This is a genomic window from Mixta tenebrionis (genome assembly GCF_006517625.1).
Lineage (GTDB): Bacteria > Pseudomonadota > Gammaproteobacteria > Enterobacterales > Enterobacteriaceae > Mixta > Mixta tenebrionis.
This window is the reverse complement of the sequence record NZ_VHQI01000001.1, coordinates 426,781-447,458: the sequence shown is the minus strand read 5'-3', so window position 1 is coordinate 447,458 and position 20,678 is coordinate 426,781. Positions and strand designations below refer to the sequence as shown.

General features: G+C 53.0%; 16 protein-coding genes and 4 tRNA genes. 15 read left to right on the top strand and 5 right to left on the bottom strand.

Features of this window, described 5'->3' with window-relative positions; genetic code table 11:
• Positions 1–190: 190 nt before the first annotated feature.
• From FKM52_RS02070 to agp, 4 genes are all read left to right on the top strand, one after another.
• A tRNA-Ser gene (locus FKM52_RS02070) sits at positions 191–278 on the top strand.
• A gap of 203 nt (positions 279–481) precedes the next feature.
• Positions 482–569, top strand: a tRNA-Ser gene (locus FKM52_RS02065).
• Positions 570–772: 203 nt separating this feature from the next.
• A tRNA-Ser gene (locus FKM52_RS02060) sits at positions 773–860 on the top strand.
• A 302-nt stretch (positions 861–1,162) separates the two neighbouring features.
• Positions 1,163–2,686, top strand: coding sequence for a bifunctional glucose-1-phosphatase/inositol phosphatase (gene agp, locus FKM52_RS02055; RefSeq protein ID WP_141174525.1), 1,524 nt, complete (start codon positions 1,163–1,165; stop codon positions 2,684–2,686).
• 47 nt (positions 2,687–2,733) lie between these two features.
• Here the strand turns inward: agp and FKM52_RS02050 are convergent, their stop codons facing one another.
• The 3 genes from FKM52_RS02050 to wrbA form a co-directional block, all read right to left on the bottom strand.
• The gene (locus tag FKM52_RS02050) at positions 2,734–4,110 is read right to left on the bottom strand and encodes an NAD-dependent succinate-semialdehyde dehydrogenase (protein WP_141174524.1); all 1,377 of its coding nucleotides are present in this window, start codon (positions 4,108–4,110) and stop codon (positions 2,734–2,736) included.
• A 63-nt stretch (positions 4,111–4,173) separates the two neighbouring features.
• Positions 4,174–4,404 (bottom strand): YccJ family protein, encoded by a 231-nt coding sequence (locus tag FKM52_RS02045; protein WP_103058002.1) that lies wholly within the window; start codon positions 4,402–4,404, stop codon positions 4,174–4,176.
• A 24-nt stretch (positions 4,405–4,428) separates the two neighbouring features.
• Positions 4,429–5,028 (bottom strand): NAD(P)H:quinone oxidoreductase, encoded by a 600-nt coding sequence (gene wrbA / locus FKM52_RS02040; RefSeq protein ID WP_141174523.1) that lies wholly within the window; start codon positions 5,026–5,028, stop codon positions 4,429–4,431.
• 288 nt (positions 5,029–5,316) lie between these two features.
• On the opposite strand from wrbA, the gene FKM52_RS02035 reads away from it, so the two are divergent.
• From FKM52_RS02035 to FKM52_RS02025, 3 genes are all read left to right on the top strand, one after another.
• Entirely contained in the window at positions 5,317–6,228 is a 912-nt protein-coding gene (locus FKM52_RS02035) for a DMT family transporter (RefSeq protein WP_141174522.1), read from the top strand.
• Between the two features lie 173 nt (positions 6,229–6,401).
• Positions 6,402–7,028, top strand: coding sequence for an HTH-type transcriptional regulator RutR (gene rutR / locus FKM52_RS02030; RefSeq protein WP_141174521.1), 627 nt, complete (start codon positions 6,402–6,404; stop codon positions 7,026–7,028).
• A 78-nt stretch (positions 7,029–7,106) separates the two neighbouring features.
• Positions 7,107–8,072, top strand: coding sequence for a metal-dependent hydrolase (locus FKM52_RS02025; RefSeq protein WP_141174520.1), 966 nt, complete (start codon positions 7,107–7,109; stop codon positions 8,070–8,072).
• A gap of 33 nt (positions 8,073–8,105) precedes the next feature.
• Here FKM52_RS02025 and cycA read toward each other — a convergent pair whose 3' ends face one another.
• The gene (gene cycA, locus FKM52_RS02020; protein WP_141174519.1) at positions 8,106–9,500 is read right to left on the bottom strand and encodes a D-serine/D-alanine/glycine transporter; all 1,395 of its coding nucleotides are present in this window, start codon (positions 9,498–9,500) and stop codon (positions 8,106–8,108) included.
• 295 nt (positions 9,501–9,795) lie between these two features.
• Between cycA and FKM52_RS02015 the strand changes: the two genes are divergently transcribed.
• The 3 genes from FKM52_RS02015 to FKM52_RS02005 all read left to right on the top strand — a co-directional run bounded on the left by FKM52_RS02015 (position 9,796) and on the right by FKM52_RS02005 (position 12,583).
• The gene (locus tag FKM52_RS02015; protein WP_141174518.1) at positions 9,796–10,494 is read left to right on the top strand and encodes an extensin-like domain-containing protein; all 699 of its coding nucleotides are present in this window, start codon (positions 9,796–9,798) and stop codon (positions 10,492–10,494) included.
• A 621-nt stretch (positions 10,495–11,115) separates the two neighbouring features.
• A complete protein-coding gene (locus FKM52_RS02010) occupies positions 11,116–11,838 on the top strand; it encodes an autoinducer binding domain-containing protein (RefSeq protein WP_141174517.1) in 723 nt (240 codons plus the stop codon).
• A gap of 127 nt (positions 11,839–11,965) precedes the next feature.
• Positions 11,966–12,583 carry an acyl-homoserine-lactone synthase gene (locus FKM52_RS02005; RefSeq protein WP_141174706.1) on the top strand — a complete coding sequence of 206 codons (618 nt, stop codon included), beginning with the start codon at positions 11,966–11,968 and terminating at the stop codon, positions 12,581–12,583.
• 137 nt (positions 12,584–12,720) lie between these two features.
• Here FKM52_RS02005 and FKM52_RS02000 read toward each other — a convergent pair whose 3' ends face one another.
• The gene (locus FKM52_RS02000; protein ID WP_141174516.1) at positions 12,721–12,945 is read right to left on the bottom strand and encodes a DUF2594 family protein; all 225 of its coding nucleotides are present in this window, start codon (positions 12,943–12,945) and stop codon (positions 12,721–12,723) included.
• A 479-nt stretch (positions 12,946–13,424) separates the two neighbouring features.
• Between FKM52_RS02000 and uvrY the strand changes: the two genes are divergently transcribed.
• The 5 genes from uvrY to FKM52_RS01975 all read left to right on the top strand — a co-directional run bounded on the left by uvrY (position 13,425) and on the right by FKM52_RS01975 (position 20,654).
• Positions 13,425–14,084: a UvrY/SirA/GacA family response regulator transcription factor gene (uvrY, locus tag FKM52_RS01995; protein ID WP_141174515.1), complete on the top strand. Its 660-nt coding sequence runs from the start codon at positions 13,425–13,427 to the stop codon at positions 14,082–14,084.
• Positions 14,077–15,909: an excinuclease ABC subunit UvrC gene (gene uvrC, locus FKM52_RS01990; RefSeq protein ID WP_141174514.1), complete on the top strand. Its 1,833-nt coding sequence runs from the start codon at positions 14,077–14,079 to the stop codon at positions 15,907–15,909. The genes uvrY and uvrC overlap by 8 nt, the downstream gene beginning before the upstream one ends.
• 71 nt (positions 15,910–15,980) lie before the next feature.
• Complete coding sequence (pgsA, locus tag FKM52_RS01985; protein WP_141174513.1) at positions 15,981–16,529, top strand: CDP-diacylglycerol--glycerol-3-phosphate 3-phosphatidyltransferase; 549 nt, start codon at positions 15,981–15,983, stop codon at positions 16,527–16,529.
• Between the two features lie 148 nt (positions 16,530–16,677).
• Positions 16,678–16,753 (top strand) — tRNA-Gly (locus FKM52_RS01980).
• Positions 16,754–18,056: 1,303 nt separating this feature from the next.
• Positions 18,057–20,654, top strand: coding sequence for a filamentous hemagglutinin N-terminal domain-containing protein (locus FKM52_RS01975; RefSeq protein ID WP_141174512.1), 2,598 nt, complete (start codon positions 18,057–18,059; stop codon positions 20,652–20,654).
• Positions 20,655–20,678 lie beyond the last annotated feature (24 nt).

Here is a 20,678-nt window from a genome sequence, read left to right as displayed (position 1 = left end):
CCACAGAGCATACGAAGCGCAGGAAAAAGGGAAAAGCCGTTTTACCCTTCTTTACGCGTTAGTCGGTTGTTTTTGTGAGCGCAGTGGCGATAACGCCAGCAAAAAAAAACGGCGTTGCCTGTTTTTCAGGCGAACGATCGGGTTAACTATTTACAAGCGGCAAAGGGATGTTTATAGTTCGCCTCATTGCGGAGGGGTGGCCGAGCGGCTTAAGGCAGCGGTCTTGAAAACCGCCGATGGGAAACCATCCGAGAGTTCGAATCTCTCCTCCTCCGCCACTAAATTTATAGCGGGTCAGCAGCAATGCTGGCCCGTTTTCGTTTGTCTGAAAGCCGCCCGCTGCTGTTATTATCGCCGTTGCGCTGCGAAAACAGACAAACGGATATTTTTTTGTTTTAAAGGGCTTGCGCAAGCAGAATCAAGCCGTTAGACTTCGTCGCACAATATGACACGACGGCGAATTGCCTGTCGATCGTCTTGCGGAGGGGTGGCCGAGCGGCTTAAGGCAGCGGTCTTGAAAACCGCCGATGGGAAACCATCCGAGAGTTCGAATCTCTCCTCCTCCGCCACTAAATTTATAGCGGGTCAGCAGCAATGCTGGCCCGTTTTCGTTTGTCTGAAAGCCGCCCGCTGCTGTTATTATCGCCGTTGCGCTGCGAAAACAGACAAACGGATATTTTTTTGTTTTAAAGGGCTTGCGCAAGCAGAATCAAGCCGTTAGACTTCGTCGCACAATATGACACGACGGCGAATTGCCTGTCGATCGTCTTGCGGAGGGGTGGCCGAGCGGCTTAAGGCAGCGGTCTTGAAAACCGCCGATGGGAAACCATCCGAGAGTTCGAATCTCTCCTCCTCCGCCACATTTTAAGAGCCAGCACAGCGTGCTGGCTTTTTTCATATCCGCCCGCCTCTGATCCCCGCTTTATTCCGCTTGCTGACGCTCTGCTTTACCCGCAGCGCAGGTATAAAACATTCTGTTGCTTTTCAGCCAGCTAACAGGGCTAACCGGCGGTGTCGCGCGTCTGCTATAGTCCTGATACGATATAAAGCCGCATCGCCGCCGCAGGGCGGGAAGCGACATGATGTGTCATACCTGGTATTGGCTCTCACGCCTCTAGTCAGGAGTCAGCAACCCATCATCGGATCAAATGGAACGGTAATAATGATTAAAAAACTCTCCCTTTGCGCACTGTCGGTTATTGCGGCGTTACCCATAGGATTTTCCGCCCAGGCCGCTGATGGCGATCTGCAACTTCAGCAGGTGCTGATATTAAGCCGACACAATCTGCGCGCGCCGCTGGTGGATAATGGCAGCCTGCTGGCTCAGGTTACTAAAAAAGCGTGGCCGCAGTGGGATGTTCCCGGCGGCGAGCTGACTACCAAAGGCGGCGTGCTGGAAATCTATATGGGGCGTTATACGCGCGAATGGCTGGCGCAGCAGGGGTTGTTAAAGAAAGAGGTCTGTCCCGCCCCGGATGAGGTGTTTACCTACGCCAACAGCCTGCAGCGCACCGTCGCCACCGCCCAGTATTTTGTTACCGGCGCGTTCCCTGGCTGCGATGTAGCCGTGACGCATCAGAATGAAATGGGCAGCATGGACCCGGTATTTAATCCGGTGGTGACTAACGATAGCGAAGACTTTAATAAAAAGGCGCTGGCGGCGCTAAACGCCCAGGGCGACAAGCTGGATCTTAAGTCTGCTTTCCAGCAGCTTGAGAAGATAGTGGACTATAAAAATTCACCGGCCTGTAACGGTAAAAAACAGTGCACGCTGAGCAGCGAAAATCAAAATAAATTCAGTGCGGAAAACGGCAAAGAGCCAAACGTCGCCGGGCCGCTGAAAGTGGGCAACTCGCTGGTGGACGCCTTTACGCTGCAATACTACCAGGGGTTCCCGCTGGAGCAGGTAGCCTGGGGAGAAATTAAAACGCCGGAACAGTGGCAGGCGCTGTCGGCAATTAAAAACGGCTATCAGGATGCGCTGTTTACCGCGCCGGAGATCGCACGTGAGGTGGCCGCGCCGCTTATTGACTATATTCGCAGCCAGCTGCCAGAGCAGAATCAAGCCTCCGCGCCTAAGGTTATGCTGCTGGTAGGCCACGATTCTAACGTCGCTTCGCTGCTGGCGGCGCTGGAGGTGAAGCCTTACACGCTGCCGGGCCAGTATGAAAAAACGCCCATCGGCGGACAGGTAGTATTTGAACGCTGGCATGATGCTAAAGCGAATAAGGATCTGGTAAAAATTGAATATGTGTATCAGACGGCAGAGCAGCTGCGCGATGGTGAAGCGCTCAGCCTGAAGAATCCGCCGCAGCGCGTCACGTTGCAGCTGAACGGCTGCCCGGCGGATGCTAATGGTTTTTGCTCATGGCAGCAGTTTAGCGGGGTATTAAACGCCGCGCTGCAGGGGACCGCATTGCAGCCTGCCGCCGCGCCGGTAAAGACGCCAGTGGCGGCAGAGAAGGCGGCGCAGGAAAAGGCGGCTGCGGATAAGGCCGCCCAACAGAAAGCGGCGCAGGAAAAGGCGGCTGCGGATAAAGCCGCCCAGCAGAAAGCGACGCCAGAAAAAGCTGCAGCGGATAAGCCTGCTCAGGAAAAGGCGGCTGCCGCTACGCCTGAAGCGCCGGCATCGTCCGGCGAAAAGGTACAGCAAAAAGAGATTTCCGACGCCGCGCCAGCGGCATAAAGGCAAAGGGAGCCTCTGGCTCCCTTTTTTTACATGATAATGCGGACTTACTGCCCGGCAATTACTACCAGCTTCTGGTTAACAAACTCTTTAATGCCGAGATCGGAGAGTTCGCGCCCATAGCCGGAGCGCTTGATCCCGCCGAAAGGCAGTTCCGGGGCGGTATCGCTCGCCGAGTTGATAAACACCATGCCGGTTTCGATACGCGAGGCCAGACGTTTGCCGCGTTCCGTATCGCCAGTGAAAATCGCGCCGCCCAGCCCATAGTGCGAATCGTTGGCTAAGCGCACCACGTCATCATCGCTATCCACCACGTAGATCTGCGCTACCGGCCCGAAAAATTCGGCAAAATAGGCGGGATTATCGCGCGTAATACCCGTCAGTATCGTGGGCTGATAGAAACAGCCGGGACCTGAAACCGTCTCGCCGCCATAGTGGAGCGTTGCGCCATGTTTAATGGCGTCCTTTACCTGCTCGGCCAGGGTATCGCGCGCGCTGGAAGAAGAGAGCGGGCCAAGCGTGGTACTTTCATCCAGCGGATCGCCCAGCTTCATTGCTTTAAAGGCGTCAGTAAACTTCGTTAAAAACCGCTCGGCGACGCTGCGCTGGACAATAAAGCGCTTCGCCGCAGTACAAACCTGACCGGCGTTGCTGAGTCGCGCCTGTACGCCCTGGCTGACGGCCTCTTCCAGATCGCAATCATCGAGCACGACAAAAACGTCATTGCCGCCCAGCTCAAGCGTGCTTTTCTTCAGGTACTTACCCGCCTGCTGCGCCACGGCGCTCCCGGCGCGTTCGGAACCGGTAAGCGCCGCGCCCTGAACGCGATCGTCGGCGATCAGCTCAGCGACCTTATCGCTGGAAATAAACAGATTGGTCCAGGCGCCTTCAGGCGCGCCCGCTTCACGCACCAGCGCCTCAAACAGGCTGGCGCAGTGTGGGACGATTGCGGCATGTTTCGCCAGCACCGGATTGCCTGCCGCCAGGTTTGGCGCCAGCACGCGCATTAGCTGATAATAGGGGAAGTTCCATGGCTCCACGGCCACCAGAACGCCGAGCGGATGATATTCGACCCAGGCCTCGCCTGAAACGTCAGGGTAGGGCACCGGCTGTAGAAAGCGTTCGGCATTTTCCGCATAGTAGCGGGCGATGCGGGCACAAAGCTGCACTTCGCCCCGGCTCTGTTTCAGCAGCTTGCCCATCTCCAGGCTGGCGGCTTTCGCCAGTTCATCGACACGGCTGTCAATCAGATCCGCCAGCTTATGCAACACCTGCAAGCGCGGTTGAATATCGCCTTTTGACCAGTCGGACTGATAAAGCTGCCAGGCTTTTTCCAGCGCGGATTCGACATAGTCATCGTTATGAGCAGGCCAGGTTTTAATCACTTCGTTGGTTGCGGGATTTACGGACTGGTAGGTTGACACAAAAGGCTCCTTTTCGCTGGCTGTAACAAACAGGGCGGGAAAATCCCGCCCATTTCTGGCTAATCAGACATTCTTTCGTTCAACAACCGTATCGTCCCAGGTCAGAACGTCGGCGTCAGTCTTATCAAAGGCGCGAAACAGCACTTCATCATTGCCCTGCTGGCGCCAAATTTCTTCAGCCAGCTTTTCGTCATAGTTTGCTACTTCAAAAATTGCCTCAGCAATCTCAGGTGAGGTATGGCGCAGGCTTGCCCATTCGCCGACGTGATGTGCTTTAGATTGTTGCGTTGCCATCGTATTCTCCTGTGTTGGTTGAGACTATCCGTTCAGTTTCACCGTCAGCCGGGCGACATGCTCGCCCTGGAAGCGGGCAATATCCAGCTCCTCCTGCGTGGGCTGACGTGAACCGTCGCCGCCGGCATAGGTTGAGGCGCCGTAAGGCGTGCCGCCGCGTACCTGGCTCACATCAAACAGCTCTTTCGTGCCGTAACCGATGGGGACGATCACCATGCCGTGATGGGCCAGGGTGGTCCAGGTGGAGGTGATGGTCTGCTCCTGCCCGCCGCCGGTTCCGGTAGAGGTGAAAACGCTGGCCACCTTGCCGTAGAGCGCGCCGGCGGCCCACAGTCCGCCAGTACGATCGAGGAAAGTGCGCATCTGTCCGGACATATTGCCGAAACGGGTTGGGGTGCCGAAAATAATGGCGTCATACTGTGGAAGCTCTTCTGGCGTCGCCTCCGGCGCGGCCCGATCGGTTTTACCGCCAGCCTGAGCGAAGCGCGCGGCCTCCATGGTTTCAGGTACGCGTTTGATGACCACTTCAGCGCCGGCTACCCGCTCTGCGCCTTCCGCTACCGCTCTTGCCATGGTTTCAACGTGTCCATACATTGAGTAATAGAGCACCAGAATTTTCGCCATCGTTCGACTCCCTGTTTATTCTTTGACAGCGGTCCGCCATAGTAGCCGGACCCCTTATTTTTTAGGCGTAGCAGGTTGTTTATCGCCCGATTCCGGCGCCTGGTTCGGATCGTCTTTGCTCGGCTGGGATGGTTTCTGAGTCATAACGTTCTCCTGTAGCGATGAAAGGTAACAACAGTAATTGAGTATAGAAGAAGACGGCGACCTTGCCTGGACGCGCTTTGGCGATTGACCTGCCACAACGGGGAAAGCACACTGTCAGCCTTAATTTTTCGGGATTTTCTGGATATGTCTGGTTGGTTATCACGCTACAAATGGCGGCTTACGTTGCCGGAAGGCATTCTTATCTTCATCACTATGGTTTGGGGCGGCACCTTTATGGTGGTGCACCATGCGATGACCATGAGCGGCCCCTTCTTTTTTGTCGGGCTGCGCTTTGCCACCGCGACGGCGGCGCTGCTGCTCTTTTCCTGGCGATCGCTGGGCGGCTTTACGCGTCGTGAGCTAACGGCGGGCTTCTGGATCGGCATCGCCATCAGCTGCGGTTACGGCCTGCAGACATGGGGAATGCAGACTATCTCCGGCAGCCAGTCGGCCTTTATTACCGCGCTCTATGTACCGCTGGTGCCGCTGCTGCAGTGGGCCTGTTTAGGGAAAAGGCCGGGGCTGATGTCCTGGTGCGGGGTAGCGCTCGCTTTTGGCGGACTGCTGCTGGTGGCCGGACCGGAAAGCGGCGGGCTTGCTCTGAGTCCGGGCGAGCTGGCGACGCTGCTCAGCACGCTGGCGATTGCCGGAGAGATAATCCTGATCGGCGCCTGGGCCGGCAAGGTTGATATCCGCCGCGTCACTATCGTCCAGCTGGCCGTCGCCTCGCTGGCCTCCTTTCTGCTGATGATTCCGGACGGCGAGCAGGTGCCGGCCATGTCTCCCTGGCTCTGGGGAAGCGCGCTGGGTCTCGGCATCGCCAGCGCATTGATTCAGATCACCATGAACTGGGCGCAGCGCAGCGTTTCGCCCACGCGCGCCACGCTGATTTACGCGGGCGAGCCGGTATGGGCCGGCCTCTTCGGACGCATAGCCGGCGAGCGTTTGCCCGGCGCGGCGCTGCTCGGCGGCGCGTTGATTGTGCTGGGCGTTATCGTTAGCGAACTGAAGCTGAAGAAACGGGGCGGGGCGAGGTCCGTTGCGCGTGAAGAGTAGCCGCAGACGGCGTGCGCAGATAAAGAGCGAGCCGGATAAACTTCTCATCGACGTCAGGTGATAATAGCCGTGTGGGGGATAAACATCAGCCAGTCGCGCAGCGGGCTGCGGCCGCACCAGCGCTTTTTTGTTAACATAAAGCGCGTGCATTTTCAGAAAGGAACCGGGGAAACGTGGTAGATCAGGCTTCAACACGACATTCGCGCGCGGCGGCAAAGCGCTCCGCTATTCTGGCGGCGGCGCTGGAATATTTTTCACAATTTGGTATGCACGGCACCCGTCTCGATCGGGTAGCCGAACGAGCCGGAATATCGAAAACCAACCTGCTTTACTATTTTCCATCAAAAGAAGCGCTTTATATCGCGGTGCTGAAAGATATCCTCGACGTCTGGCTGGCGCCGTTGCGCGCGCTGCGTGCGGATCAGGATCCGCTGGAGGCGATTCGTCACTATATTCAGCTGAAACTGGAGGTTTCACGCGATCACCCCCAGGCCTCGCGGCTCTTCTGCCTGGAAATGTTGCAGGGCGCGCCGCTACTGAAGGCGGAGCTGGAGGGCGATCTGAAGCAGCTGATTGATAATAAATCGCGCGTGATTGAAAACTGGATTGCGCAAAAGCGACTGGCGCCGGTAGCGCCGCAGCATCTGGTATTTATGCTGTGGGCCACTACTCAGCACTATGCCGATTTTGCCGTGCAGGTTGCGGCGGTGAGCGGTTATACCCTGCATGATGCGGCGTTTTTTGCGCAAACCGTGGCTAACGTACAGCATATGGTGATTGAAGGTATCCGCATGCGTTAACCGGGGCGAGAAACTTTACCTTCGCCACAGCAGAATTGCGCCAGGCTTATAGCGTTAGGTTGCAACGCAGGAGCATGTATGGATTCTGTCTCACAGCTGGCGCTTGGCGCGGCGGTCAGCATGGCGGCGATGGGGCGGCGGGCGCCGCTCTGGCAGTCAGCGCTGGCAGGCGCGTGTTGCGGTACGCTGCCCGATCTGGATGTCTTCCTCGATCATGGCGATGCGATACGCAATATGACGCTGCATCGTACTGAAAGCCATGCGCTGGTCTGGCTGACGCTGTTTTCGCCGCTGCTGGCCTGGCTTATCGCCGGCGCGCTGCAGCAAAAATATCAGTGGGTACGCTGGTGGCCGGCCGTCTGGCTGGCACTGATTACCCATCCGCTGCTCGATCTGATGACGGTATATGGCACGCAGCTGGGGCTGCCGTTTACCGATTATCCCTGGGCCATCGGCAGCATCTATATTATTGATCCGCTCTATACGCTGCCGCTGATTATCGGCCTGATAGCGGCGCTCTGGCGTCAGGCGCCGCGCTGGAATCGCGCCGGGCTGGCGCTCAGCTCTCTCTATTTGCTCTGGAGCATGGCGGCGCAGCTTATCGCCACACAGCAGGTGGCGCCGCAGGTGGCGCAACGCGTGAATAGCGAGGCGAAGCTGCTGGTAACGCCCACCGCGTTTAACACCCTGGTGTGGCGAATTGTGGCGGTTACGCCGGATAATTATTACGAGGGCTACTGGTCGTTGTTATCGCCGCGGCGGCCGCTGCAGCTGACCGCCACCCATCGCGGCAAAGCGTTTTTCCAGCGCTGGCAGGGGGATTGGGCGGTGGCAAGAGTCGCCTGGTTCAGCCACGGCTTTTTCGCCATGCGGCAGCGTGGCGGCCATCTGCTGATTGAGGATTTGCGTATGGGCGAAGCGCCTGATTTCATCTTTACTTTCGACCTGGGCACGCCGCAGGCGCGCGCCAGACATCCGTCACGTCTGCCTTACGGGCGACCGTCATTAGCACAGACGTGGCAGCAGCTGCGACAGCGGCTGTAAAAAAGGGCGAACGGTTGTTCGCCCTTAAGGTTATCAGGCCGCTTTACGGCTGCGTATCCACCAGCCGCAGCCCAGCAGGATAAACCATAGCGGCGTTACCATCAGCGCGTTACGCGTATCTTCCTGCAGCGTCAGCAGCACGATCACAAAGGCGAAAAACGCCATGCAGACCCAGCACATCAGCTTGCCCAGCGGCATTTTAAAGCTGGAGTTCTGATGGCGTTGCGGATGCTTCTTACGGTATGCCAGGTAAGAGCAGAGAATGATCGTCCAGACGAACATAAACAGAATAGCTGATACGGTAGTTACCATGGTAAACACCGTCATCACGTTTGGAATCAGGTAAATCAACGCGACGCCCACCAGCAGGCAGAAGCAGGAGAAGAACAGCCCTGACGTTGGCACCGCGCGCGCGGAAAGGCGTCCAAAGGTACGGTGCGCCACGCCCTGTTCCGACAGGCCGTAGAGCATGCGGCTGGTGGAGAAAATACCGCTGTTAGCGGAAGACGCCGCCGAGGTGAGCACCACGAAGTTTACGATACTGGCCGCCGCGGGCAGTCCAATCATCATAAACATGGCGACGAAGGGGCTGCGATCGGCTACTACGCTGTTCCAGGGCGTCACAGCCATAATCACCATCAGCGCCAGCACATAAAACATAATGACGCGCAGCGGAATGGCGTTAATGGCGCGCGGCAGCACCTTATGGGGATCGTGGGTTTCCGCCGCTGCGGTGCCGACCAGCTCAATCCCTACAAAGGCGAAAACAGCAATCTGGAAACCGGCGAAAAAGCCGCTTACGCCCTGCGGGAACATGCCGCCATAGCTCCAGATATTGGATAGCGCAGCGTGGCCGCCGCCGGGAGAAGGGTAGTGCAGCGCAACCAGCACCACGCCGGTGACGATCAGCGCGACAATCGCCACGATTTTGATGATGGCGAACCAGAACTCCATTTCGCCAAACAGCTTAACCGTCAGGATATTCAGCGCCAGGAACACCACTACGCAAAGCAGGGCGCTCATCCAGATAGAGAAGTCGGGAAACCAGAGCTGAAAATAGGAGCTGATGGCGACAATATCGGCGATGCCGGTCACTACCCAGCAGAACCAGTAGGTCCAGCCGGTAAAATAGCCAGCCCAGGGGCCTAACAGGTCTGCGGCGAAATCGCTGAAAGATTTATATTCAAGATTGGAAAGCAGTAACTCTCCCATTGCCCGCATTACGAAAAACAGCATAAAGCCGATGATCATATAAACGAAAATGATCGAAGGGCCCGCCAGGCTGATGGTCTTGCCGGATCCCATAAACAGGCCGGTACCGATGGCGCCGCCGATGGCAATCAGCTGAATATGACGATTATGCAGGCTCCGTCGGAGCTTATCCGGGTTTTCTGCGCTTTGCAGCGTATCTTTAGTTTGATCTACCATGAGGTGGTTCCTGTCTGTGATGTTGTGCGGCTCTGCTGGCCGATATTTTTCGTTCTTACCGTCAGGTAAGTTGGCATAAGATAGTGTAATAAGCGGATTAACAGCTAATGATTTTTGCCAATCCTACAGGATATTGCGTCTGCGGCTGGCATCATTTATTTACATTTGTTTCAATGGTGCAACTTTTATGCAGCATTGCGCGGATAAGAGCCAAAAGTGACCGCTTTTATGCCGTTTGTCCTCCCGGCAGCTACACTTGCTGTATTATCGCAGCGGCATCTCACAGGGGGGCTGGGTGAAGGGGATTGCGGTGCTGTTGTTACTGATACTGGGCGCGCTGGCGGCTCTTCCCTGGCTGCAGCGACATTTGCCGCCTCACTGGAACCCCTTTACGCCTCTTAAGGTTACCGATGCGCCGGGGCCGGTCACGCAGTATAAATTACAGCGGTTAAAAGGCGATGCTGATGCCTGTCTGCAGGTACTGAAACAGGCAAGGGAAGCGGGATGGGTTGATTTTACCCAGCCGCCCGCGGTAACCGGCGCTTGCCCGCTGACCAGGCCGGTTCGCATTCAGCGCTTCGCCAAAGTCAAACTCAGCAGTAGTTTTCTGGCCAGCTGTCCGCTGGCGGTGAGTAGCACGATGTTTGTTATCCAGGCGCGGAAAAGCGCGCTGCTCAGCCCAGAGCGTTCATCGCTAACGCAAATCGATCATGTCGGAAGCTACGCCTGCCGCAATATTTATCACCGTGCTACAGGGCGTTTAAGCGAGCATGCCGCGGCCGATGCGTGGGACGTTACCGCTTTTCGCCTGGCGAATGGTACGCGCCTCAGCGTTGAACGAGACTGGCAGGGAGCAGGAGAAAAGTCCGCGCTGCTGCGGCAGTGGTTCAGCGATGGCTGCAGCTGGTTTGGTAATGCTCTGGGACCTGATTATAACGCAGCGCACGCCACCCATTTTCATTTCGGAATGCGGGGCTATCGTTTATGCCGCTGATTTACAGCAATGGCAGCAGGCCGGGACGCTGATATTTCAGTCAGATAGCGGCAAAATTATTCGCTCATAGCGACGGGAGCTAGCGCTAATAGCGCCGTCAGCCATTTATAATATAAATTATAATAACCAATTGATTATCTTATTAACGATAAAGTTAATGGTTAATTCGATAACCATATCAATACCATCAGTCGTTAATATCTATTAGCTTCAATGATATGTTTTTTTCACGCTAACGTCGTTAAATCAATTATTCAGCCAAAGGTCCGGCGACACCTACATCATAACTGGTTATGGATAACAAAAGTTATTCTGCTAAGAGTGCAATAACATTGAATAATTTTCAGAAAAATCTTATTATTTAACCTGGCAATCGCAATGCCAGGGAACCAATTTTTAACGAAAATAACATGACGAAATTACAAGGATTTAATCGGCGTAGCTGTAGAGCAATAAGATTACATCCGCTTAACGGTTTAGAAATGCAGCAAGGGGTTATCAACAACACCAGCGACAATATAATTAAAATAATTTTTCGTGAGCATTTAATTTTTTGTTACTTCAGTGGCAGTTTGACTTAATCCACGGCGCGAGCGGGCAGCGCGCACCGGCGAGGCTTTGATGACGTTCGATGATTACTTTGCCTGGCGCAGAGAGGTCGAGGCGCAGTTTTTTTTACTCAATAATCCTGAAGAGTTAACCCAGGCTCTGCAACAGCGGATTGAGGCGCTGGGGCTGGATCACTTTGCTTTATTCATCCGTCATCCGGTACCTTTTACCCGTCCCAGAACCTTCCTTTTCACTACTTATCCCCGACGCTGGTTAACGCGGTACGATAATGAAAATTATTATGCTGTCGATCCGGTTTTACGTAACGTGCCGCCGCCAGGAAAATTTATCGCCTGGGGAGAGGGCGCGGCTAAGGGAGATGAAATATTCTGGCGCGAGGCAAAAGAGTATGGATTGTCTTCAGGTTTTTCCTGTTCGTTGATGGCATCTAATCGTGCAACAGGTATATTATCAGTAGCGTCTAAAAAAGCAGTAAATATGCTGAAATTGCTGCCTGAGCAGCAGTTGGGTCTACAGTATCTTTTGGATCTGGCGTTGCAAACGCTGCTTCGCCTGGATGATATCTCGATGCGGCTCCTGGATATAACGCTGAGCTCGCGCGAACTGGAAATTTTAAAATGGACGGCGGAAGGGAAAACGGCAGCCGAAATTTCGTTGATACTTTCCATCTCGCCCTATACGGTAAATTTTCACCAAAAAAATCTGCAAAAGCGTTTTAACGCGCCCAACAAAACGCAGGTAGCCAGCTATGCGGCCGCAATGGGATTGCTGTAAAAGGGATTGCAACTGCTAAATTTAGTAGTTTCATAAGGTTAACCAGTTGTCTACCCTTCGGCCGGGGTATCAGCTGGGTAAACGCCGTGTATACGGCTTAAACGAGGGAGTGCGACAGGGGAACATGATGAAGATTATCCAAACCCAGCTAAAGGATATGCCATCCTCGTTATTGGCTGAATTGGGCAGTTACCGTTACAGCGTATTCGCTCGTGGTGAAGGCTGGTCCATTCCTTCCCGGCTCAGCACGCCTGGGCAAGAGTACGATCGCTTTGACCGTTCTGACGTCACCTGGCTTATCGCCTGGCATGTACGTTTCGGCATCTGCGGCTGCGCCCGTCTGATGCAGTGGCAGGAGCCAGGCAATATCGAGGGAGTCAGCGTACCTTTCGATCGCAAAGATATGGTATGGGAAATGTCTCGTTTTTCTGCCCGGCTGGATGTAGACGGCGATTTGCCGTTAACGATTCTCTGGCATGCGGTTCAGCTGGCGGAATTGTCTGGCATTGAGTTTCTGGTCAGCGCGGCCACGCCGATGCTGGAGCAGATGTTTGAGCAGCACAGGGTGGAGTTTGAACCCTTAACGCCGGGGCTGATTCAGTCGGAAGATAATCTGTTCGCGGTGAAAATTCCGGTTAAGCAGCAGGGGCTGGCGGAAAAGTATCGCGGCGCGCGCCGCTTTAGCCCTGAAGAAGTGCTGCCTTCGCTTGGCGTCTCTATTAACTGGCAGTCGCACGGGCGCTAAGCCTGCGGCAGGCACGCAAGAGTTAGCCAGCGTCTGAATAAGGGGCGCTGGCCTGCGCACGGGTTACGTTTATTCGCGCTCGATCAGACGCCCGTCCGGGCGTCTGTCAGCGCACGGCAAGAACCGGCGCGCCGGGATCAGCGGCGATAGGCCGTTTTGATCTGGCCGATAGTCTGGCTGAACGCTTCCGCCTGCTGTGGGTCATCCAGCTGCGCAATTACCCGTTCCATATTGAGGATCACTTTTCCCGCATCCGCCTGTCCCATACTTTTCAACATCATGGTCACCAGCGCTTTCAGGCAGGCTACTTCATGCGCCAGGCTTTTGGTTTCTTCTGAGGTAGTAAAGTCGTTCTGACCCATAGTTTCTCCTTGATAAGGCTGCACAAATATTAGAACTGCTGCTCAAAATTCAATCCGGAAAAAGTATAACATAAATTATGAGACCGCTTTCTCGCCACGTTCCGCTCGATGAAGAATAAATCATCCGCTCAAACAGGGCGGCCAATTAAACAGATAAGCTATTTTTTGTACTAAAAAGCGGCGACAGAATAATTAATGGCTGGGAAAAGTAGCCTAACCAGTTATTATTGTAACCCATTGTCTGAAAAGGGTTTGTCATTTAAAAAAATTTTTGCTTATTTTTAACTCTTTTAACCTTTTCTTATCTGGATGACTGAAAGCTTTTCAGCGAGATAGTGGATAAAAGCAGGGCGAAAACACCCATTTACCCGCCTAAAAAAACACTGAATTATGTTCAAACCCACCACAAAAGAGAGTAACATTAAGGCGCTTAATTAAAGTGTCGCCCATAAACATTACCATTCCGGAGAAATCCTCTTTTGATTAGCATTCTTCTTGTGGATGACCACGAACTGGTACGCGCAGGGATTCGTCGCATACTGGAAGATATCAAAGGTATTCAGGTAGCCGGTGAGGCCTGCTGCGGTGAGGATGCGGTAAAATGGTGCCGAACAAATCAGGTCGATGTCATCCTGATGGATATGAACATGCCGGGGATTGGCGGCCTGGAAGCGACGCGTAAAATCGCGCGCTTCAACCCGGATGCCAAAATTATCATGTTGACGGTGCATACGGAAAATCCGCTGCCGGCTAAAGTTATGCAGGCCGGAGCCGCGGGCTACCTCAGCAAAGGCGCCGCGCCGCAGGAAGTGATCAACGCCATTCGTTCGGTTCATTCAGGGCAACGTTATATCGCTTCAGATATCGCGCAGCAGATGGCGCTAAGCCAGATTGAGCCTGAAAAGGGTGAATCTCCCTTTAGCTGTTTGTCGGAACGGGAATTGCAGATTATGCTGATGATTACCCGGGGACAGAAAGTGACGGATATTTCTGAACAGCTGAATCTCAGCCCCAAAACCGTTAACAGCTACCGTTACCGAATGTTTAGCAAGCTGAATATCAGTGGCGACGTAGAGTTAACGCATCTGGCCATCCGGCATGGCCTGTTTAATGCGGAGTCGTTGATCAGTAGTGAGTGAAGTCTTTGACGCAAAATCGTTCCTGAAAACCGTCACCAGTCAGCCAGGCGTTTATCGCATGTATGACAGTGGCGGCACGGTAATTTACGTTGGCAAAGCGAAGGATCTGAAAAAGCGCCTCAGCAGCTACTTCCGCAGCAATCTGGCCAGCCGCAAAACCGAAGCGCTGGTCGCCAATATTCATCATATCGACGTCACCGTTACGCACACCGAAACCGAAGCGCTGCTGCTGGAGCATAACTACATTAAGCTCTATCAGCCCCGCTACAACGTGCTGCTGCGTGACGATAAATCCTACCCCTATATTTTTCTCAGCGCCGATCCGCATCCGCGTCTGGCGATACATCGCGGCGCCAAACATGCGAAAGGCGAATATTTCGGCCCGTTTCCTAACGGTTATGCGGTACGTGAAACGCTGGCGCTGCTGCAGAAAATTTTCCCTGTTCGCCAGTGCGAAAACAATGTTTATCGCAATCGCTCACGTCCCTGCCTGCAATATCAGATAGGCCGCTGTCTGGGGCCGTGCGTGGCCGGACTGGTTAGCGAAGAGGAGTATGCCCGGCAGACGGAATATGTCCGGCTGTTTCTCTCCGGTAAAGACGATCAGGTGCTGAATATGCTGGTCAGCCGTATGGAGCAGGCCAGTCAGGCGCTGCGCTTTGAAGAGGCGGCGCGCCTGCGCGATCAAATCCAGGCGGTACGCCGCGTTACGGAAAAACAGTTCGTCTCTAACCAGGGCGACGATCTGGACGTTATCGGCGTCGCTTATGACGCCGGAATGGCCTGTCTGCACGTGCTTTTTATTCGTCAGGGCAAGGTGCTGGGCAGCCGCAGCTATTTTCCGAAAATTCCAGGCGGCACCGAGCTGGCTGAAGTCGTGCAAACCTTTGTCGGGCAATTCTATCTGCAGGGGAGCGAGGCGCGTACGCTGCCGGGCGAGATTCTGCTTGATTTCAACCTGCCGGAACGTGAGCTGCTGGCGGAATCGCTGAGCGAGCTGGCCGGACGTAAGATTCATATACAAAGCAAACCGCGCGGCGATCGCGCCCGCTATCTTAAGCTGGCGCGCACCAACGCGGCGACGGCGCTGGTCACCAAACTCACTCAGCAGTCGACGATTCATCAGCGGCTTACGGCGTTGGCCGATGCGCTTGATCTGCCGCAGATTAAGCGCATGGAGTGTTTTGACATCAGCCATACTATGGGAGAGCAGACGGTGGCCTCCTGCGTGGTGTTTGACGGCAACGGACCGCTGCGAGCGGAATATCGTCGCTATAATATTGCCGGCATTACTCCCGGTGATGACTACGCGGCGATGAATCAGGTGCTGCGGCGGCGCTACGGCAAAGAGCTGGAGCCGGAAAAGGTGCCGGATGTCATTATCATCGACGGCGGGAAAGGGCAGCTGGCCCAGGCGAAACAGGTTTTTGCCGAGCTTAACGTCAGCTGGGATAAAGATCATCCGTTACTGCTGGGCGTGGCGAAAGGCAGCGATCGTAAAGCGGGCCTGGAAACGCTGTTTTTAGAACCGGAAGGCGAGGGATTTTCCATGCCGCCCGATTCGCCTGCGCTGCATGTTATTCAACATATCCGCGACGATTCCCATAACCACGCTATCGCCGGGCATCGTAACCGGCGCGCAAAGGTGAAAAATACCAGCGCGCTGGAAAGCATTGAGGGCGTGGGCCCGAAACGCCGTCAGCAGCTGTTAAAATATATGGGCGGCCTGCAGCCGCTAATGAACGCCTCGGTTGAAGAGATCGCTAAAGTTCCCGGCATTTCTCACGCCCTGGCGGAGAAAATTTATTACTCGTTAAAACACTAGCATTGAAACCCCGGTGGCAATGTAGCAACATACGGGTAAACCCTACTCATGCCAGACAGTTAGCGTGCCTTATGCAATTGAATATACCGACGTGGCTTACCCTGTTTCGTGTCGTCCTGATTCCTTTTTTCGTTCTGGCGTTCTATTTGCCATTCCACTGGGGGCCGATGGTGTGCGCCATCATTTTCGTGGTTGCGGCCATCACCGACTGGTTTGATGGCTTTCTCGCCCGCCGCTGGCAGCAGTCTACCCGCTTCGGCGCCTTTCTCGATCCGGTTGCCGATAAGGTGATGGTGGCGATGGCGCTGGTGCTGGTGGCGGAACAATTTCACGCCTGGTGGATTACGCTGCCAGCGGCGACCATGATTGCCCGCGAAATCATTATCTCCGCGTTACGCGAGTGGATGGCCGAAATAGGCAAACGCAGCAGCGTTGCGGTCTCCTGGATCGGTAAGGTGAAAACAACGGCGCAGATGCTGGCGCTGGTTGCGCTGCTGTGGCATCCCAACCAGCTGGTTTCCGCTATCGGCGTTGTTGCGCTCTATATTGCCGCAGTCTTGACGTTCTGGTCTATGTTCCAGTATCTCAACGCCGCGCGCGGCGATCTGTTTGAACGCTGATTGAAGCGCTGCAAAAAACGGCAAACGGATACGGGCAGGGATAATTTTATTGACTCATCTGTTCAGGTCAGTAGAATGCAACGCATCGATGGGCGATAATGTCGCCGGGAGAAAGAGGTTTTCAGCCCTCGGTTAATTGCTGATGTTAGCGGGAATAGCTCAGTTGGTAGAGCACGACCTTGCCAAGGTCGGGGTCGCGAGTTCGAGTCTCGTTTCCCGCTCCAGATTATCATCGACAGATGAACGCCGTTTCGTCTGTTGTTAAAAAAGGGCCGCAGGGCCCTTTTTTGCGTTTTAACGTTATTGCATTTTGCCGGCCGGCTGTCAGCCGCCGCTTTTTCGCCATTCTTCCACGCCGCGCATTCTTTCTGCTAAAAAAGAGTAGACGGGCAAAATTATTCAGACTACTGCTGACTGCTGACTGCTGACTGCTGACTGCTGACTGCTGACTGCTGACTGCTGACTGCTGACTGCTGACTGCTGACTGCTGACTGCTGACTGCGCTGCTTGTTATCCCTCCTTTCCATTTTTTTAGTTCTCTGTTCCCGTAGCGCTAAAATTTTTACCGTGACAGCAACAGGGGTCCTGTTGCCTGCGCGTCAGCGCTTTGCCGTGTTCATATCATTAACGCTAATTGATTTAATAGTAATTAACCCATGGTTAATTATTGTTTTTCTATATTACTGGTTATTTAATGATTGCTTGCAAGGGAATGTTATTATATTTTAGCGGTCAATTGACTTTTTGCATTATTTAAGCAGTACAGGAAAAATTAAAACGGCGGGCCAGAAACAGATGCTTCGTCGCAATAAAAGTTAACAGGCTAATTATTTAAATGGCGTCAGACAGGCGCCTTATCGGTACGCCGAAAATAACCGTGTTAAAGATTCTGGCGTATCCCAGTATTAACGCACAACTCTGTGCCTGTTTAGCGCTTTAAATAAGTTAACGATAGCTAAATTATAGTTATAAAAATTTTCCTAAAAATTCGCCTGGATTATATTGCTGTGGTTTGCTCGCCGAAATAATCGTACAGCGGGGAGTATAGCTGGCCTGATATCCCGCTTAGTAACATGGCAACAGGCGTTGGTTTGTTAGTAACCCATTGAATTAATTGCATTGTGTGTTTTTTTAATTTGCTTGTTGGCCAACAAAACGAATCATTTTAAGCGGCTCCGGCTTACGTCTTACCGGCCATCGCCGCTTAAATATGGATCTTGCCTTTACAGGTGAGGACGCTATCAGATGCGGATGAGCGCTTCTGACAGCGTAGTGTAAATTCAATACTCTGAAAGTATTGAAGCAGGGAGCCTTAATTAGTGATGGAATACAAATATTCAGATGAGATCATTTTGTTTGCTTACTGAATGGAATCACTAGCCAGGCGCTAATAAAAAATAAAAATAGTAAAATTAGGAAAAATGAAATGAGAACAAAAAAATAAAGTGTGGCATAGCAAAATTGAATCCCATAGCCGCATCGTTGCTATTAACCCTGCCCGTAGTAACCCAGGCCGCTAATATCGCTATGAAAGATGGCGCAGCGTCAGTGGTTAACGGGGTGACGGTCATCAATATCAATAAAGCTAATGATAAGGGCATTTCCCATAACATCTACGATAAGCTGAACGTGGATAAGAGCGGCCTGATTTTTAATAACAGCCAGAGCGACGTTACCTCCAAACTGGCCGGCGAGCTTCAGGGCAACAGCAATCTGACCTCAGGCGCGGCAAAAATTATCCTGAATGAAGTTACCTCCAGAAATCAGAGCACCCTGAACGGGAAGATGGAAGTGGCTGGCAGCAAGGCGCATCTGATTATCGCCAACCCGAACGGCATCAGCTGCCAAAGCTGCGACTTCATTAATACCGAAAAAGTTACCCTGACTACCGGTAAGCCGGATATGCAAAACGGTGAGCTGAAAGGCTATGCGGTAAGCGGCGGCACTATTGAGGTTAAAAAGCTGACGAATGAATCGCCGACCGAGCTGCTGGCGCGCTATGTAACGGTAAGCGGCAAGGCTATGGCTAAAGAACTGACCGTTATCGCGGGCAATAACTACATTGATGCCGCAGGAAACGTAACGGGTAAGGTTAATGCGGGCTGGAACTTCTTCAACAGCTACGGTATCGACGTAGCGGCTCTGGGAGGCATGTATGCTGATAAAATCAAACTTATCAGCACCGAGCAAGGGCTGGGCGTACGTAATGCGGGCGCGATCGCCGGCGGGCCGTTGGGCGTTGAAATCACAAGCAAAGGGAAGTTAATAAATACCAAAGCTGCCATCAGCTCTCTGGGCGATGTTTCTATCAACACGGCTAATGCGCTGGAAAATGGAGCAGGCTCAATTACTGCCGAACGTAATATTAATATCAATACCAACCAGACTGCGCTGACCAACTCAGCCGGGGGCAGAATCGCGACAAAAGGAAACGTATTTATCGATAGCGGCGTATTTAACAACGTCAATGGCAAAATCGAAGCAAGCGAAATGGTGGCGATTAATACCCATAACCAGACGCTGACCAACACCGGCAAAGGAGAGCATTCAGGTATCCACTCCGCCGTGGTTTTACTGGAAACGGGAACGCTGGATAACCGTAACGGTTTAATTAAAGGTCACTATGTCGGCACAACATCCAATTATATTGATAACAGTGATGGTACGATAGAAGCCACCGGCGATATGGATTTAACCAGTAAGAGCCATCTCTATAATACTAAAGGACTTATTCGTTCAACGGCCGGATATGTTCATATTGACGCGCTGCAGGGCAGCGTAACTAACGGCACCACGGCGACAGCCGATACGTTTAGCGGAGACTCGCTGGGGATTATCGCGGGCGAGGGCGGCATCCGGATTAAGGCTGCAGCCATTAATAACCGTAAAGGGCAGATTGCGACTAAAGGTAACCTGGAGCTTACCAGCAGCGGCTCGGTTGATAATTATGATGGTAAGTTATCAAGCAATAAATCAGTCTATGTTACTGCTAAATCGCTGCTGAATTCCCGCGCTGGCCTGGTCAGCGATGAAAACATTGAAATCAAAGTTGACCGCGAATTCCTTAACACCCTTGCCATTGTTAAAGCGAAAGAGGGGCATGTAAAAGTTCAGGCAGACAGTATATTTAACAAAGGCAGCATATTAGAAGGCCAGGATGTCATGCTGACTGCCGACAGATATATTGATAACAGTGAAGCGCTGATGGTTGCCAATAAAAAGTTGACCCTTAACGCCGGAACCTACGTTGATAACCGTAATGGTTATAGCTTTGCGGGTATTCATGGCAACTACCTTGGCATGGCGCAGCAGAAAGGCGGTATGGTAGGGCGTGCCGGCGTAGAGATTAACGCAGCCACCCTTATCAATAGCAACAGCCGTATTGTCGGCGAGGCTGGTCCGGTTAACCTGAAGATTAAAGGCGACGTAAATAATAACTATGGCAAAATTATAGCTAACGCCGGCGCGGCTTCTATCCACGCCAACCATATCAATAACAATTACGCGCTCATAAGCAGTAAAGGTACAATGACGGTTGATGCTGTGTCTATGGATAACCGTAGCTCCGGAACGGTTGTTGAAGATAATGCGACAGGCGTGATTGAAGGGCACCAGGGGTTAGCATTAACCCTGAATAATACTTTTACTAACTATGGCTGGATCAACAGTAAATCAGGTGATGTTACCGTAAATGTAAAACAGGGGATCTTCTCTAACCGTAATACTGTCCATGCGGAAGGCGATGCCTCTGTGACTGCTAAAAGTGCGGTCACCAACTATAAAGATATGGTTGCCGGCAAAAACCTTACGGTTAAATCGGATGGCTATATTACCAATAACCATCAAAGTAATATGGATAGCGGTGAGGTGACTCTGATAAGCGCTAAAGGCGACATCACTAATAAAGCTAACATAGTTAGCGACAAGCTGGTTACCGTTCAGTCCGGGAAGAATGTTTATAACTACGGCAACCTGCATTCAGAGAAAGAGGTTCAGGTTACTGCGCAAAGCATTCTCAATAGCGGTCAGAAGGCTACGTTAGGCGGCTTTGAAGGAACCGATTTGAACAGTCCAAAAGTTACTAACGTCGGCGGAACAATACTGGTAACTGAACGGCCTAAATAATAAGTAAATAAAAAGCGGCAGCCT

Excerpts from the sequence above, each read along its gene's own strand:
- pgsA (WP_141174513.1), top strand. The coding sequence starts at position 15,981 with ATGCAATTGAATATACCGACGTGGCTTACCCTGTTTCGTGTCGTCCTG.
- cycA (WP_141174519.1), bottom strand. The coding sequence starts at position 9,500 with ATGGTAGATCAAACTAAAGATACGCTGCAAAGCGCAGAAAACCCGGAT.
- FKM52_RS02045 (WP_103058002.1), bottom strand. The coding sequence starts at position 4,404 with ATGGCAACGCAACAATCTAAAGCACATCACGTCGGCGAATGGGCAAGC.
- FKM52_RS02010 (WP_141174517.1), top strand. The coding sequence starts at position 11,116 with ATGACGTTCGATGATTACTTTGCCTGGCGCAGAGAGGTCGAGGCGCAG.
- wrbA (WP_141174523.1), bottom strand. The coding sequence starts at position 5,028 with ATGGCGAAAATTCTGGTGCTCTATTACTCAATGTATGGACACGTTGAA.
- agp (WP_141174525.1), top strand. The coding sequence starts at position 1,163 with ATGATTAAAAAACTCTCCCTTTGCGCACTGTCGGTTATTGCGGCGTTA.
- FKM52_RS02035 (WP_141174522.1), top strand. The coding sequence starts at position 5,317 with ATGTCTGGTTGGTTATCACGCTACAAATGGCGGCTTACGTTGCCGGAA.
- FKM52_RS02005 (WP_141174706.1), top strand. The coding sequence starts at position 11,966 with ATGAAGATTATCCAAACCCAGCTAAAGGATATGCCATCCTCGTTATTG.
- FKM52_RS02025 (WP_141174520.1), top strand. The coding sequence starts at position 7,107 with ATGGATTCTGTCTCACAGCTGGCGCTTGGCGCGGCGGTCAGCATGGCG.
- FKM52_RS01975 (WP_141174512.1), top strand. The coding sequence starts at position 18,057 with ATGAAAGATGGCGCAGCGTCAGTGGTTAACGGGGTGACGGTCATCAAT.
- FKM52_RS02000 (WP_141174516.1), bottom strand. The coding sequence starts at position 12,945 with ATGGGTCAGAACGACTTTACTACCTCAGAAGAAACCAAAAGCCTGGCG.